A 13,230-nucleotide genomic window follows, 5' to 3' on the forward strand; every position below is an offset into this window, starting at 1 on the left:
GTCGGCTCGGTGGACCGGGGGAGTCGTATGCCGTGGGGCAGAGCCCGGCGGCACACGGCACCGCCGTCAGGCCGAGAACTCGACGCGGAACCCGGTGCCCGTGTTGGGCAGGATGAAGGCGCCGTCCTCCGGCGCGAGGTCGGCGCCGTCGTGGTGGACCACCGCGGGGGCGGCGCCGTGGACGACGAGCCGGAAGGCCTCTCGTCGGAACTCGGGGTAACCCTCACCCTCGACGTCGGCCACGAGCGACACGCTCTCCCCGGCTCGCTCGACGACGAGGGTCGTGCGCAGTCGCCGGCCCTCGAGGGCCGCGAAGGTGAGGCCGTCGTCCTCGACGAGCAGCGAGTCGTAGCGACCGTCCCCGAGGGGGACGAACAGGTGCAGCTCGACGAGGTCGGGATGGTAGCCGGCGGTCGACTCTGGCGCGTCGGGCCACATGGGAATCACTGCGCCCCCCTTGGCGTACAAGGGAATCCGGTCCATGGGGGTGGCTGCGATGACGTACGCGCGGCCAGTAACCGGCTCGTCCGACTCCCACGCGTACCAGCCTCCGGTGGGCAGGTAGACCTGGCGCGCGGTCATGCCGGGCTTGTCGACCGGCGCGACGAGCAGGTCGCGGCCGAAGAGGTACTCGTCGTCGACGTCACGGACGGCCGCTTCGTACTGGTAGTCGAAGACGAGGGGCCGCTGGATCGGCTCCCCCGTCTCCGACGCGCGCACGAACGCGGCGTAGATGTAGGGCATGAGGCGGTAGCGCAGCCGGATCGCTTCGCGCGCGAGCTCGTGCACGACCTCACCGAAGGCCCACGCGTACTGGTCGATCTTGCCCGTCTCGGCGTGGTTGCGGCAGAACGGCGTGAGCGCGCCGAACTGCATCCAGCGCAGGAACAGCTCTGCGCTCGAGTTGCCCTGGAAGCCGCCGATGTCGGCGCCGACGAACGACTGTCCGGAGATGCCGAAACCGCAGCCCATCGAGATGGCGAGCCACAGGTGGTCCCACCGGGCCTGGTTGTCCCCCATCCAGTTGGCGGCGTAGCGCTGGATCCCGGCGAACCCCGACCGGGACAGGATGAAGGTCCGCTGCTCCGGCATCGCCGTGAGCAGGCCCTCGGTCGTGCCCATCGCCATGAGCAGGGCGTACTGGTTGCGATAGCGCTCGTGCGGCTGCGTGCCGCGCTCGAAACGCATCGCGTGCGGTGGGATGTCCCCCGTGGCCGGCTCGTTCATGTCGTTCCAGATGCCGGCGAGCCCGGACTGGACGTGCGCCGCGTTGAGCTCGCCCCACCACGTGCGGGCCTCCTTGGTGGCGAAGTCGGGGAAGGCCGTGTTGCCGGGCCAGACCTGGCCGATGTACGTGTCACCACCCGAGGTCCGGCAGAAGACGTCACGCTCCAGGCCCTGGTCGAAGACCCAGTAGCCGGGCTCGTGCTTGACCCCGGGGTCGATGATCGTGATGACCCGGAACCCTTGGTCCGACAGGCGCTTCAGCATGCCCTGCGGGTCCGGGAAGGACTCCTCGTCCCACGTGAACACGCGGTAGCCGTCCATGTAGTCGATGTCGAGCCAGAGCGCGTCGCAGGGGAAGTCGTCGTCGCGGTGCCGCTGGCCGAGCGCCTCGACGGCCGCCTGGTCGTACTTGTGCCACCTGCACTGGTGGTAGCCAAGGGCCCACAGCGGGGGGAGGGGCATGCGGCCCGTGAGCCAGGTGTATGCCGTGAGGATCGTCGGCATGTCGGGCCCGGCGAAGACGTACTCCGTCCACTGCCCGCCCTCGAAGGTGATGCGGTACTCCGTGGCCGGACTGAACTCGTAGCTACCCCGGTAGCCGTTGTCCATGAACGACCCGGCCATCTGGCCGTCGGGGTGGGTCTGGTGGTGGAAGAACGGCACGGAGACGTAGTAGGGGTCGAACTCGGTGCTCGTCCTGTCGCCGCGGGGATCACCCGGCTCGCGGCCCTCGGTGAACTCTCGCGATGCATGGGGGCTGAGCACGTCGGTGTTCCACAGGGTGAAGTCACGTCCCCGGCGGTTGTGGCGACCGCCCTTCTCGCCGAGGCCGTAGATCGCGTCGGCGCCCCCGCACCGCCGCCGTACGGTGAAGGCGTCGTTCAGTGTGGCGTAGGTCCAGTAGCGTCCATCGGCGTCCGCGGCGCTCTCGATGACCGGCGTGCCGTCGCTGCGGTGCACGTCGACGCGGAACGGGTCGAGCCACAGCGTGACGACAAGGGAGTCGGTGACCAGCCGGACGCGCTCCCGGTCCTGCTCGTACCGGAACTCGACCCCCCCGGCACCAGCGCCTTCAAGCGGGTCGACGCTCACGGCATACGTCGGGGACTCGTCGAATCGGCCGCCGCGGCTCATCTTGATGCGGACGACGTCGTCGCGGACGACGTCGATCCGCAGCTGCTCGGTGTGGACGTCCGCGAGCAGCCCGTGGTCGGTCTGCTCGACCGAGGCAACCCGGTCGAAACGGATGAAGTGGTCGGTCTGCAGCATGCTTCTCCTCATGGGCCGGTCGGAGCAGGCGGGGGTCAGCTCCTCCAACCTATGCCGGGCCACTGTGGCCGCACGCGGCCTGGGTCAGGGCGAGCCCTCGCTGGTCGTGCCACCCACGCCGTGGAATCGGCTCCGGTAGACCTCCTCGGCCATCTCGATGGCTTCGTGACCGACCCACGCGATGGCCTCCACCGCGCCGACGAGCGGCTCATGGTCGGTTCCTGAGCCGACGAGGACCCCGGCGAGCAACCACGGTCGACGGTCACCCTCCTGCTGCCCTTCGGGCGGGTCGGCCTGCTGCTGGAGGTCGAGGTACTTGCACAGACGCCTGGCCACCCAGTCCTCGTCGGGCCGGGTCCACCACGGCTCCGGGCTCAGGCTGGCGACGGGGAGACCGGGAAGGCTGACGTCAGCCTCGACGTCGCGGCTCGCCCTCTCCGCATCCGGTCCGGGACCCGCCGAGAACCGGATGTACACGGGCGCGCGCAGGCGGGCGATCTCGACGAGCTCGTCGAAGGTCTCAATGGTCTCCACCACGTGCACGTACCCAGATCAGGAGGGCACGCGCGCAGGACCGCTGCTCCGCTCGGTACGAGAGGCGCCGGCGAGGTTCGCCGAACGAGGCCCTACGTCCGGGAACGCAGCCGAGATGTCGACCGGCGTATGACGTGTCGAGTCCGCGCCGGTCCAACACTCGAGGCAACTGCCACCACAAGAGATTGGAGGGCTCGTGCCCACGTCATCACCCGTTCGAAGATCCCCGTTCCGCTGGGAGGCCGCCGGCAGCCTCACCGCCGCAGCGGCCGGGATCGCCGTGCAGATCCTCGGCGGAGCGGACTACCCCACGGTCCCGCCAGGGTTGCTGATCCTGCTGGCCGCCGCCGCCCTCGTCGCCTTCGTCCACGCACGGTGGGTCGTCGTGGCCGCTGCGGCGGTGACCGTCTTCATCACCATCGGCGGGATCGTCACCCCCAACCTGCGGAACCAGCTGGCGGACCCCGGGGCAGTGCTGGTGTTCACCGGCAGCGCGCTGCAGGTCCTGGCCCTGCTCGGTGCCCTGGCGTTCTGCGGGCTTGCCTCGAAGCACGCCTTCCACGGTCGCGGACGCGACCTCGAGGAAGCCCTTCGATGACGAACAACACCGAAAGACGAGAGCCAGGCAAGACGAGAACAAGGAAAGGTCCTGTGCGAACACGAACAACCCGAGTCCTGACCGTTGGGGCAGCGCTGCTGGCGACACTCACGGCAACCGCTCCCGCCCATGCCCTGGAGCAGGCGGAGGCCTCGGCGACATCGACCCCATGGGCTGCCTCCTGGGCGGCCGCCGAGCAGTACCCGAGGCAGCCCTTCTGGCCGAACGACTGGTCAAAGGCGGGCTTCCAGGACCAGACGCTCAGGCAGGTGATCCGCCTCAGCAGCGGAGGCTCGCGACTTCGGATCAGCCTGACCAACCGATACGGGACGCAGCCGCTGCAGATCGCCGGAGCGACGATCGCCAGGAGCGAGGGGGGAGCGACCGTCGATCGTGGATCCCTTCGACCCCTCAAGTTCGACGGCAGGACTGCCACCACCATCCCGCCGGGGGAAGGCCTGACCTCGGACCCGGTGGCGTTCCCGACTCAGGCGCTGGAGAGCGTCACGGTGACGCTGTACCTCAGGGAGCCCACCGGGCCGGCCACCTACCACGCCGGTGCGAACGCAACGAGCTACCGGGCCGACGGTGACCACCGGTTCGATCCGCGGAGCACCGACTTCGACGAGACGAGCACGTCCTGGTACCTCCTGAACGGTGTGCATGCCGACGGACCCGCAGAGGCTCCCGGCACGGTGGTCGCCTTCGGCGACTCGCTGACGGACGGACGAGGCACGGCACTCGACGAGAACAACCGCTACCCCGACGAGCTGGCCGAGCTCCTCGCCGCCCGCGGCACTCCTCGTCCGGTCGCGAACCTCGGGATCGACGGCAGCAAGTTCCTCGTCGACTCGCCCTGCTTCGGGGAGAGCGGCCTCAAGCGCTTCCGTGACCAGGTCCTCACCCAACCGGGTGCCGAGGTCGCCATCGTCTCGATCGGACTCAACGACATCGGCTCGGCTGGGTGGCCAGAGGGGTTCTGCGGAGCCAACCCCGCCGTGACGGCGGAGCAGCTGATGGCGGCGCACCGGGAGGTCGTCCGCCTGGCACACGAGCACGGTCTGCTGGCGGTGGCCGGCACCATGCCGCCGATGAAGGGTCACAGCTACCACTCGCCGGACAACGAGCGGATCAAGGACGAGGTGAACGAGTGGATCAGGACGAGCGGGGTCTACGACCGGGTCGTCGACTTCGAGAAGGTCCTGGCCGACCCGGAGGATCCCGACGCCTTGAACCCAGCCCTCGACTCGGGTGATCACATCCACCCGAACGACGAGGGACGTCATCGCATGGCGCAGGCCGTGCTGGCAGCTCTGGAACCGATCCCCAGCCGGCCCTGAATCGGCTCCGGGGGTATCCGTCGATCGGCGGATACCCCCGGCGTGCTGTGTGCCGCACCATGCAAGGGCGGGTGTCTTTCGGCACCCCAAACCCAGTGCGCCGGAGGAGCCGTCGGCCGTACGTTTCGCTGCGTAGGTGCGACGCCAACACCGAACGGATGAGTGCCACGTCGTCGTTTGCGAGATTCGGGTCATGTTAGCTGCAGAGACAAGAGAACTCACCAAACGCTACGGAGAGCTGGCCGCCGTGGACGGGGTGAACCTGACCGTTCACGAGGGGGAGATCTACGGCTTCCTCGGGCCGAACGGGGCGGGCAAGACGACGACTCTTCGCATGCTGTTGGGACTCGTCAGACCCACCAGCGGAAGCGTGCGGATCAAGGGCAGGGACCCGGCAGCCCGCGGCACCATGGACGAGGTGGGAGCCCTCATCGAGGGCCCGGCCTTCTACCCCTACCTCTCCGCACGGAAGAACCTGGTCGCGCTGAGCCACCACGCGGGCGTGCCGGCCGACCACGTCGAGGAGGCCCTGCACCGGGTGGGGCTGACCGACCGGGCGGGATCCCGCTTCGACCAGTTCTCGCTGGGGATGAAGCAGCGACTGGGAATCGCTGCGGCGCTCCTCAAACGCCCCCGGATGCTGGTGCTGGACGAGCCCACCAACGGGCTCGACCCCGCAGGGATGGTTGAGATCCGGGAGCTGCTCAGAGAACTACGCACGGCCGGAGTGACGGTACTGCTCTCCAGCCATGTCCTCGCCGAGGTCGAGCAGATCTGCGACCGAGTGGGCATTCTCGTCGAGGGCAGGCTCCTGGCCGAGTCATCCGTCGACGCCCTGCGCGGCGAGGCGGGGACCCTGGTCATCGAGGCAACCCCCTTGGCCGAGGCAGCGTCGGTCGCCCGCAACCTCCTGGGGCACGACACTGTAGCGGTGAGGCAGAGCAGCCTGCACCTCACGGCAGCGGCTCAGGAGGCAGCCCGCGTGAATGCCGCGCTCGTCCGCGCCGACGTTCAGGTGCACAGGTTGGCGTGGCGTGAACCCGACCTGGAGGAGACCTTCCTCCGGCTCACGGGAGGGGGTGGTGATCGTGCTCTCTGACGTGCGAGCCGAGCTGCTCAAGGCCACCCGGCGCCCTGCGACGTGGCTGCTCGTCGTGGTCGCCGTGACACTGGGACTGCTGTTCAACTACGTCGTGCCGTACGTGAGCAACACCAACGGTCTCGGGACGGGGCCGAATGCCCAGCGTGACCTGGAGTCGGTGCTCCCCGGCAACCTGGTGGGCAACTCCATCGCGGGAAGCGCCCTGTTCGTTGGAGCGCTGGCACTGATCTTCGGAGTCCTCGCGGTCGGCAGCGAGTACGCCTGGTCGACCTGGAAGACCGTGGTGCTGCAGGGCGTCACGCTCCGTCAGGCGCTGGCCGCGAAGGTGATCGTGCTGCTCGCCTTCTCCCTGGCGATCACCCTCTCACTCTTCCTCACGGGGGGCCTGGCCTCGGCCCTGATAGCGATCCGCGAGGACGTGCCGATGGGCTGGCCGTCGGCGAGCGAGCTCGGCCTGGCGCTCCTCGGCGGCTGGCTCGTCACGGCGATGTGGGGGAGCCTCGGTGTCCTCCTCGCGGTCGGCTTCCGGTCCGTTGCGATGCCCATCGGCCTGGGACTCGTGTGGTTGCTGGCCGTGCAGAACCTCGTCGCCACCCTGGCTGCTCCGCTCATCGACTGGGTCGACTCCATGCAGACGTTCATGCCGGGCCCGAATGCGGGATCCTTGATCGCCTCGCTCGGCGGAAACGCCGACACGCCGGGGGTCGTGGCGATCGTGGCGGTGGAGCGAGCCGCGACGACCACCTCGGTGTACCTGTTGCTCTTCACGGTCGCGGCCGGCTGGCTGCTCGGGCGTCGCGACATCGCCTAGGAGAGAGATGGTTCGCGCGCGCACCGCTCCCACGTTCGACGTGGCCCTCGCAGCGGTCCTCGTGGCTGGCAGCGTCGTCGGGGTGCTGACCACACAGCTGCCCCGGTCACGCGAGGTGGACGGCTGGGCACTGTCCCTGGCCGTGGGCGCAGCGGTGCTGACCCTGGCGCGCCGGAGCTGGCCCGTCGTGACTGCGGGTGTCATCACCGCGTCGACCTCGCTGTACCTCCTGGTCGGCTATCCCTACAGCCCCATCCTGGTCTCGTTCTTCGTGGGCATGTACTCGGTGGCTCGATACCGCCCGCTGCGCCACGTCGTGCCGACAGCGGTGGTCGCGTTGGCGCTCCTGCTCGTCCATGTCGGCGTCCAAGCCGGTCTCGAGAGCGTCTGGGAGATCCTCATCCCCCGAGCGGCCTGGGTGCTCATTCCGGTCGCGGTGGGCGTGGCGGTGCGCCAGAGCGTCGAGTCGGCCGAGCGCGCCCGTCGCGAGCTGATCCGACAGCACGTGCACGAAGAGCGGATGCGGGTCTCGCAGGAGGTGCATGACGTCGTCGGTCACGGCCTGGCGGCCATCAAGATGCAGGCCGATGTCGCCCTGCACCTCCTGCCGCGGAAGCCCGAGCACGCGGGGGTGGCCCTGGATGCCATCAGCCGGACGAGCGCTGCCGCCCTCGACGAGCTGCGGGCCACGCTGACGACGTTCCGACACGACCCGGAGCGCCGGCCGGTCATGGGGCTCGCGCGACTGCCGGAGCTGGCCCAGAGGATGGCGCAGGCGGGGATCGACGTCCGTGTCGTGGTGGAGGGCGCGTCGAGAGCGGTTCCGACCGATGTCGACCTGGCGGCCTACCGGGTCGTCCAGGAGTCGCTCACCAACGTCATGAGGCACTCCAGCGCGGACACGGTGCACGTCACTGTTGCCCATGCAGGTGCACGGCTGGAGGTCACGGTCCTGAACGGGGGCGACCCCGATGCCCCCGAATCCAGCATGGAAGGGTTCGGGATCGACGGCATGCGGGAACGGGTGGAAAATCTCGGGGGTGAGTTCTCTGCACGCCGTCGGCCTGAGGGGGGCTTCGTCGTGCACGCCATCCTGCCGCTGGGGGCGGAGGGCAGATGATCACTGTCGCGCTGGTTGACGACCAGGAGCTCGTGCGCTTCGGTCTCCGGTCCCTCATCGAGGCCGAGGACGACATGGAGGTCGTCGGTGAGGTCGCGGACGGACTCGCTGCGGTGGAGCTGGCTCGCGCGACCCTGGCGGACGTCGTCCTCATGGACGTGCGGATGCCAGGGATCGACGGCATCGAGGCGACCCGCAGGATCACGGCAGATCCGCGACTCGCGCGCACCCGGATCATCGTGCTGACGACCTTCGAGCTCGACGACTACGTGTTCGACGCGCTGCGCTACGGAGCCAGCGGGTTCCTGCTCAAGGACACTCCCCCCGGTCAGCTACTCGAGGCGATCCGGGTCGTGGCTGCCGGGGAGGCGCTGCTCTCCCCTTCCGTGACGCGCCGCGTGGTCCGTGCGTTCGCCTCCGCGGTCCCGCGGCAGCCGAGACCCCACCCGCAGCTGCCCAGCCTCACTCCGAGGGAGCTGGAGATCGTTGCGCTCGTCGGGCAGGGCCTGAGCAACGACGAGATCGCCGAGACCCTCTGTGTCAGTCCGGCCACGGCCCGGACCCATGTCTCCCGCGCGATGGTCAAGCTGGCCGCGCGGGACCGGGCACAGCTCGTCGTGTTCGCCCACCAGTCCGGTCTGGTCGACTGAACCGGCCGCAGGTCAACTCTTCTCGGTCCAGGGCATCGTGGCCCGTGGGGACTCGCTCACTTCGGCGGACGGTCACCGGGTCGGCGCAGGAGCAGCCAGCGGTAGCCGTAGCCCTCGATCTCGAGCTGCGGCTTGCCGTCCTTGGGGATGGGGTGCTCGCTGCGGTCGTTGACGAGGTCGACGAGCGTGGAGCCGGGTTCGACGTCGCCGAGGGCGACGTCCACGAGGCAGCTCTCGGGGGCGAGGTTGTGCAGGGCGAGCATCGTCCAGCCGTCCTCCTCGCGGGCAATGTGGGCGAGGACGCTGTGGGGCTTCGTCCGGGGCACCTCGACGGTCGACCAGCCCAGCTGCGGGTACTGCCGCCTCAGCCGGATGAGGTTGCGGATGAACCACCACAGCGAGTCCTGGTCGTGTCGCTGGGAGGCGACGTTGATGCGCTCGGGAGAGTAGAGCCCGTCGGGGAAGGGGCGGGTGAGCTTGCGAGGCGGGGCATCGGTGAAGCCGCCCTGCGGGTCGTCGCCCCATTGCATCGGGGTGCGCACCGAGAGTCGGCCGGGCACCTCAAGGTTCTCCGCCATCCCGATCTCCTCGCCGTAGAAGAGCACCGGGGTGCCGGGCAGGGAGAACATGATCGAATAGATGAGGCGCAGGCGGCGGGGGTCGCCACCGACCATCGAGGGCACGCGCCTGCGCAGGCCCCGACCGAAGAGCTGCATGTCTGGATCCGGGCCGAAGGCGTCGAAGACCTCTTGCCGCTCCTCGTCGGTGAGCTGGTCGAGGGTGAGCTCGTCGTGGTTGCGCACGAAGTTGGCCCACTGGCTCGTGACGTCCATCTTCGGCCGTCGGCGCAGGGTTCTCTCGAGGGGTCGCGAGTCCTCGCGGGCGAGGGCCAGGTAGAGCGCCTGCATCGCGGCGAAGTCGAACTGCATGTTGAGCCCGTCCCCGTCGTCGCCGCCGAAGTAGGTCTTCTGCTGCTGATAGGGCAGGTTGACCTCCCCGAGGAGCAGCGCGTCGCCGAGGCGCCGGGTGACGTACTTGCGGATGTCGCCGAGGTAGCGCTTCGGGTCGAACGAGACGGTGTGGCCGTCGGCCGGCACCGTGTCCGGTGTGAAGAGGAACGGCACAGCGTCGACCCGGAACCCGGAGACGCCGAGCTCGAGCCAGAAGCCGATCGTCCGTGCGATCTCCTCCTGCACGTCGGGGTTGAGCACGTTGAGGTCCGGCTGGTGCTTGTAGAAGTGGTGCAGGTAGTACTCGCCCGTTCGCGGCTCGAGCTCCCAGAGGCTGTCCTCCTGGTCCGGGAAGATGATGTCCTTCGGGTTCGTCTTGGGCTTCGTGGGGCTCCAGACGAAGTAGTCGCGATAGGGGTCGTCCTTGCTGCGTCGGGCCGACCTGAACCACGGGTGCTGGTCCGAGGTGTGGTTCATGACGAAGTCGACGATGACCCGGATGCCGTGCGCGCTCGCGGTGCGGACGAGCTCGACGAAGTCGCCGTGGGTGCCGAGCCGCGGGTCCACGCCGTAGAAGTCGGTGATGTCGTAGCCGTCGTCCTTCGACGGGGTCGGGTAGATCGGCATGAGCCACAGGCAGGTGATGCCGAGGTCCGCGAGGTACTCGATCTGCTCGGTCATCCCTCGCAGGTCTCCGACGCCGTCGCTGTCGGAGTCGTAGAACGTCTGGACGTCGGCGCAGTAGAGCACCGCGGTCTTCCACCACAGGTCACCTGTCTGGCTCATTCTCATGAGTGAGTCGGTACCCACTCCCCGTGGGATCCCCACGAGAGCCCCCGAACCGCGCCTTTGCGCACGTCGGCTGGGGTTTCGGCGGGACTTGCGGCGGGTAGACGGCTGCTGCACCTGAGAGCCCCCGACGAGAAGGACCGATTCCGGATGCCCACCATCGGGTTCCACTGCTCGCACGAGCAGATCGCACCGTCCCAGCTGCTGGAGGACGTCAAGCATGCCGAGGCGGCAGGCTTCACCGCTGCGATGTGCTCGGACCACCTCGCACCATGGAGCACGGACCAGGGCCAGTCCGGCTACGCCTGGTCGTGGCTCGGTGCCGCCCTCAACGCGACGAGCCTGCCCTTCGGGGTCGTGACGGCCCCGGGCCAGCGCTACCACCCGGCCATCACGGCCCAGGCCATCGGCACCCTCGGCGAGATGTTCCCCGGCCGCTTCTGGGCCGCGCTCGGCTCCGGCGAGGCCGTCAACGAGCACGTGACCGGGGACGGCTGGCCCCGCAAGGAGCTGCGCGACCGCAGGCTCCTGGAGTGCGCCGACGTCATCCGCCGGCTCCTCGAGGGGGAGGAGGTCTCCTACGACGGTCTCATCACGGTCGACCGGGCCAAGGTGTGGTCCCGGCCGAGCACCCGGCCCGATCTCGTGGCCGCTGCGGTGAGCAGCGGGACCGCGGGGCGGGCCGCCGGGTGGGCGGACGGGCTCATCACGGTCAACCAGCAGGAGGGCGGGGACCGCAAGGCGCTCGAGGCCTATCGCGCCAAGGGCGGACGGGGGCAGACACGTCTCCAGCTGCACGTGAGCTGGGCACCCTCGGAGGACGAGGCCCTCGACATCGCGATGAGCCAGTGGCGCAGCAACGTCTTCGGGTCCCCGGTGGCCTGGGACACCGACTCCGTGGAGGCGTTCGATGAGCTCGGCCGCCACGTCACCGAGGACGACGTCAAGCGCGCCGTGCACGTGTCGAGCGACCTGGAGTCGCATGCCGCGCGGATCCGTCAGGGTCTCGAGGACGGCTTCGACGCCGTGATGGTGCACTTCGTCGGCACCGACCAGTCCGCCTTCATCGACGCCTTCGGCTCCGAGGTCCTCCCGCAGTTCGCGGACGCCCCGCGCGGGGCCGGGCCCCTCGCCGGGGCGGCCGGAGGCACCACCGGAAGGAGCACATCGTGACCAGCATCGGAGAGCGCGCCGCCGCCATGGTGCGCAACGACGACAAGGGCGGCTTCCCCCCGCAGCAGCAGGACCCGCCCGGACTGACGACGAGGATGGACCCGCCCCCGGACCACGGGGAGGAGACCTACGTCGGCCACGGCCGGCTCGAGGGGCTCCGGGCCCTCATCACGGGTGGCGACTCGGGCATCGGTCGTGCGGTCGCCATCGCGTTCGCCCGGGAGGGCGCCGATGTCGCGATCAACTATCTGGCGGATGAGCAGTCCGACGCCGAGGAGACGGCCTCGTGGGTGCGCAAGGCCGGGCGCAACGCGGTGCTCGTCCCCGGTGACCTCACCGAGCGCCAGACCTGCGACCAGGTGGTCACGGACGCGGTGGACGGGCTCGGAGGCCTCGACATCCTCGTCAACAATGCCGGCTTCCACTGGGACAAGGGTCCGGCCGAGGGCCTCGAGAGCCTGACGGACGAGAACATCGAGCGAGTCATGCGCACCAACCTCCACGCCGTGCTCTGGCTCTCGCGGGCCGCGCTGCCCCACCTCCGGCCGGGGTCGTCGATCATCAACACGACCTCGATCCAGGCCTACGACCCCTCGCCGGCCCTGCTCGACTACGCCGCGACGAAGGCAGCGCTCAACAACCTCACGGTAAACCTCGCACAGTCCTTGGGCCCCAAGGGGATTCGGGTCAACGCCGTGGCGCCGGGGCCGATCTGGACGCCGCTGCAACCGGCGACCCGGGAGACGGACAAGATCGAGACGTTCGGATCGGACACCCCCTTGGGCCGGGCGGGCCAGCCTGGCGAGGTGGCCCCCGCCTTCGTCTTCCTCGCCTCGCCGTCCGACGCGAGCTACGTCTCAGGCACCGTCGTCGGCGTCACCGGCGGTGGAGCAGTCTTCTAGGTCGGCCGGCCCATCACGCCGTATGCCGCTGGGCTGGGAGAACTGGACCTTGCCTCCCACGAGTGCTGAGTACCCCGGCGCGGAGCCCTTCGTGCCGGAGCGAGCGACGCTGCCGCGTCTGCGGGGCGCCGTCGACGACTGCCGCGGCTGCGACCTCTTTCGTGACGCCACTCAGGGGGTGATGGGCGACGGCCCAGTCCCGGCGCGGCTCATGCTCATCGGCGAACAGCCGGGTGACAAGGAGGATCTCGCGGGGCTGCCCTTCGTCGGCCCTGCCGGGCGCCTGCTCGACCGTGCCCTGGTCGAGGCCGGGATCGACCCCGCCGGCACCTTCCGCACGAATGTCGTCAAGCACTTCCGCCACGTCGTGAAGGGCGGGAAGCGGATCCACCGGTCACCGGTGCGATGGCAGGTCGCGGCGTGCGAGCCATGGCTGCTCGCCGAGCTCGAGCTCGTCAGGCCCGAGATCGTCATCATCCTCGGCAGCACCGCCGGCCAGGCGGTCTATGGGCCCACCTTCCGCGTGGGCGCGACGCGCGGTCGAGCCCTCGAGTGGCCGGCCGAGCAGATGGGCGCGGGACCGTCCGCGGCAGTTGCGACTGCGCATCCCTCGTCGGTCCTGCGCTCTCGCGAGCGCGAGAAGGACCGTGCGGCTCTCGTGGCGGACCTCGTCGTGGCCCGGGAGCTGCTCGCCCGGCGCTGACCTCGGGAGGGCTGGGTGGCCGCGGAGAGTCGAAACCCGCTCAGCGGCATACGTGCTCGTCT

General features: G+C 69.5%; 12 protein-coding genes. 9 read left to right on the forward strand and 3 right to left on the reverse strand.

Annotated elements, in window-relative coordinates; genetic code table 11:
• Positions 1-66 precede the first annotated feature (66 nt).
• Together LOY02_RS02560 and LOY02_RS02565 are read right to left on the reverse strand one after the other, a co-directional pair.
• Positions 67-2,496 (reverse strand): TIM-barrel domain-containing protein, encoded by a 2,430-nt coding sequence (locus tag LOY02_RS02560; protein WP_317180757.1) that lies wholly within the window; start codon positions 2,494-2,496, stop codon positions 67-69.
• An 84-nt stretch (positions 2,497-2,580) separates the two neighbouring features.
• On the reverse strand, positions 2,581-3,030 hold the full coding sequence (locus tag LOY02_RS02565) for a DUF6098 family protein (RefSeq protein ID WP_317180758.1): 450 nt from the start codon (positions 3,028-3,030) through the stop codon (positions 2,581-2,583).
• Between the two features lie 196 nt (positions 3,031-3,226).
• Between LOY02_RS02565 and LOY02_RS02570 the strand changes: the two genes are divergently transcribed.
• From LOY02_RS02570 to LOY02_RS02595, 6 genes are all read left to right on the forward strand, one after another.
• Positions 3,227-3,628, forward strand: a complete 402-nt coding sequence (locus LOY02_RS02570; RefSeq protein ID WP_317180759.1) for a hypothetical protein — start codon at positions 3,227-3,229, stop codon at positions 3,626-3,628.
• 53 nt (positions 3,629-3,681) lie between these two features.
• Positions 3,682-4,968: an SGNH/GDSL hydrolase family protein gene (locus LOY02_RS02575; protein WP_317180760.1), complete on the forward strand. Its 1,287-nt coding sequence runs from the start codon at positions 3,682-3,684 to the stop codon at positions 4,966-4,968.
• 193 nt (positions 4,969-5,161) lie between these two features.
• Positions 5,162-6,067 (forward strand): ABC transporter ATP-binding protein, encoded by a 906-nt coding sequence (locus tag LOY02_RS02580; protein WP_317180761.1) that lies wholly within the window; start codon positions 5,162-5,164, stop codon positions 6,065-6,067.
• Complete coding sequence (locus LOY02_RS02585) at positions 6,057-6,881, forward strand: ABC transporter permease (RefSeq protein ID WP_317180762.1); 825 nt, start codon at positions 6,057-6,059, stop codon at positions 6,879-6,881. The genes LOY02_RS02580 and LOY02_RS02585 overlap by 11 nt, the downstream gene beginning before the upstream one ends.
• A gap of 7 nt (positions 6,882-6,888) precedes the next feature.
• Positions 6,889-8,001: a sensor histidine kinase gene (locus tag LOY02_RS02590; RefSeq protein ID WP_317180763.1), complete on the forward strand. Its 1,113-nt coding sequence runs from the start codon at positions 6,889-6,891 to the stop codon at positions 7,999-8,001.
• Positions 7,998-8,651, forward strand: a complete 654-nt coding sequence (locus LOY02_RS02595; RefSeq protein ID WP_317180764.1) for a response regulator transcription factor — start codon at positions 7,998-8,000, stop codon at positions 8,649-8,651. Before LOY02_RS02590 ends, LOY02_RS02595 begins: the two co-directional genes overlap by 4 nt.
• Before the next feature lie 56 nt (positions 8,652-8,707).
• Here LOY02_RS02595 and LOY02_RS02600 read toward each other — a convergent pair whose 3' ends face one another.
• On the reverse strand, positions 8,708-10,393 hold the full coding sequence (locus tag LOY02_RS02600) for an alpha-amylase family protein (protein ID WP_317180765.1): 1,686 nt from the start codon (positions 10,391-10,393) through the stop codon (positions 8,708-8,710).
• 147 nt (positions 10,394-10,540) lie between these two features.
• On the opposite strand from LOY02_RS02600, the gene LOY02_RS02605 reads away from it, so the two are divergent.
• Genes LOY02_RS02605 through LOY02_RS02615 form a run of 3 tightly spaced genes read left to right on the forward strand, consistent with a single transcriptional unit; the run spans position 10,541 to position 13,168 of the window.
• A complete protein-coding gene (locus tag LOY02_RS02605) occupies positions 10,541-11,563 on the forward strand; it encodes a TIGR03885 family FMN-dependent LLM class oxidoreductase (protein WP_317180766.1) in 1,023 nt (340 codons plus the stop codon).
• Between the two features lie 26 nt (positions 11,564-11,589).
• Complete coding sequence (locus tag LOY02_RS02610; protein ID WP_317180790.1) at positions 11,590-12,465, forward strand: SDR family oxidoreductase; 876 nt, start codon at positions 11,590-11,592, stop codon at positions 12,463-12,465.
• 22 nt (positions 12,466-12,487) lie between these two features.
• Positions 12,488-13,168: a UdgX family uracil-DNA binding protein gene (locus tag LOY02_RS02615; RefSeq protein ID WP_317180767.1), complete on the forward strand. Its 681-nt coding sequence runs from the start codon at positions 12,488-12,490 to the stop codon at positions 13,166-13,168.
• The last annotated feature ends 62 nt before the right edge of the window (positions 13,169-13,230 follow it).

Source organism: Intrasporangium sp. (assembly GCF_032907665.1).
Taxonomy (GTDB): Bacteria; Actinomycetota; Actinomycetes; order Actinomycetales; family Dermatophilaceae; genus Intrasporangium.

Coding starts and splice junctions, on each gene's coding strand:
- LOY02_RS02560 (WP_317180757.1), bottom strand. CDS start 2,496: ATGCTGCAGACCGACCACTTCATCCGTTTCGACCGGGTTGCCTCGGTC.
- LOY02_RS02580 (WP_317180761.1), top strand. CDS start 5,162: ATGTTAGCTGCAGAGACAAGAGAACTCACCAAACGCTACGGAGAGCTG.
- LOY02_RS02590 (WP_317180763.1), top strand. CDS start 6,889: ATGGTTCGCGCGCGCACCGCTCCCACGTTCGACGTGGCCCTCGCAGCG.
- LOY02_RS02595 (WP_317180764.1), top strand. CDS start 7,998: ATGATCACTGTCGCGCTGGTTGACGACCAGGAGCTCGTGCGCTTCGGT.
- LOY02_RS02600 (WP_317180765.1), bottom strand. CDS start 10,393: ATGAGAATGAGCCAGACAGGTGACCTGTGGTGGAAGACCGCGGTGCTC.
- LOY02_RS02605 (WP_317180766.1), top strand. CDS start 10,541: ATGCCCACCATCGGGTTCCACTGCTCGCACGAGCAGATCGCACCGTCC.
- LOY02_RS02610 (WP_317180790.1), top strand. CDS start 11,590: ATGGTGCGCAACGACGACAAGGGCGGCTTCCCCCCGCAGCAGCAGGAC.
- LOY02_RS02615 (WP_317180767.1), top strand. CDS start 12,488: ATGCCGCTGGGCTGGGAGAACTGGACCTTGCCTCCCACGAGTGCTGAG.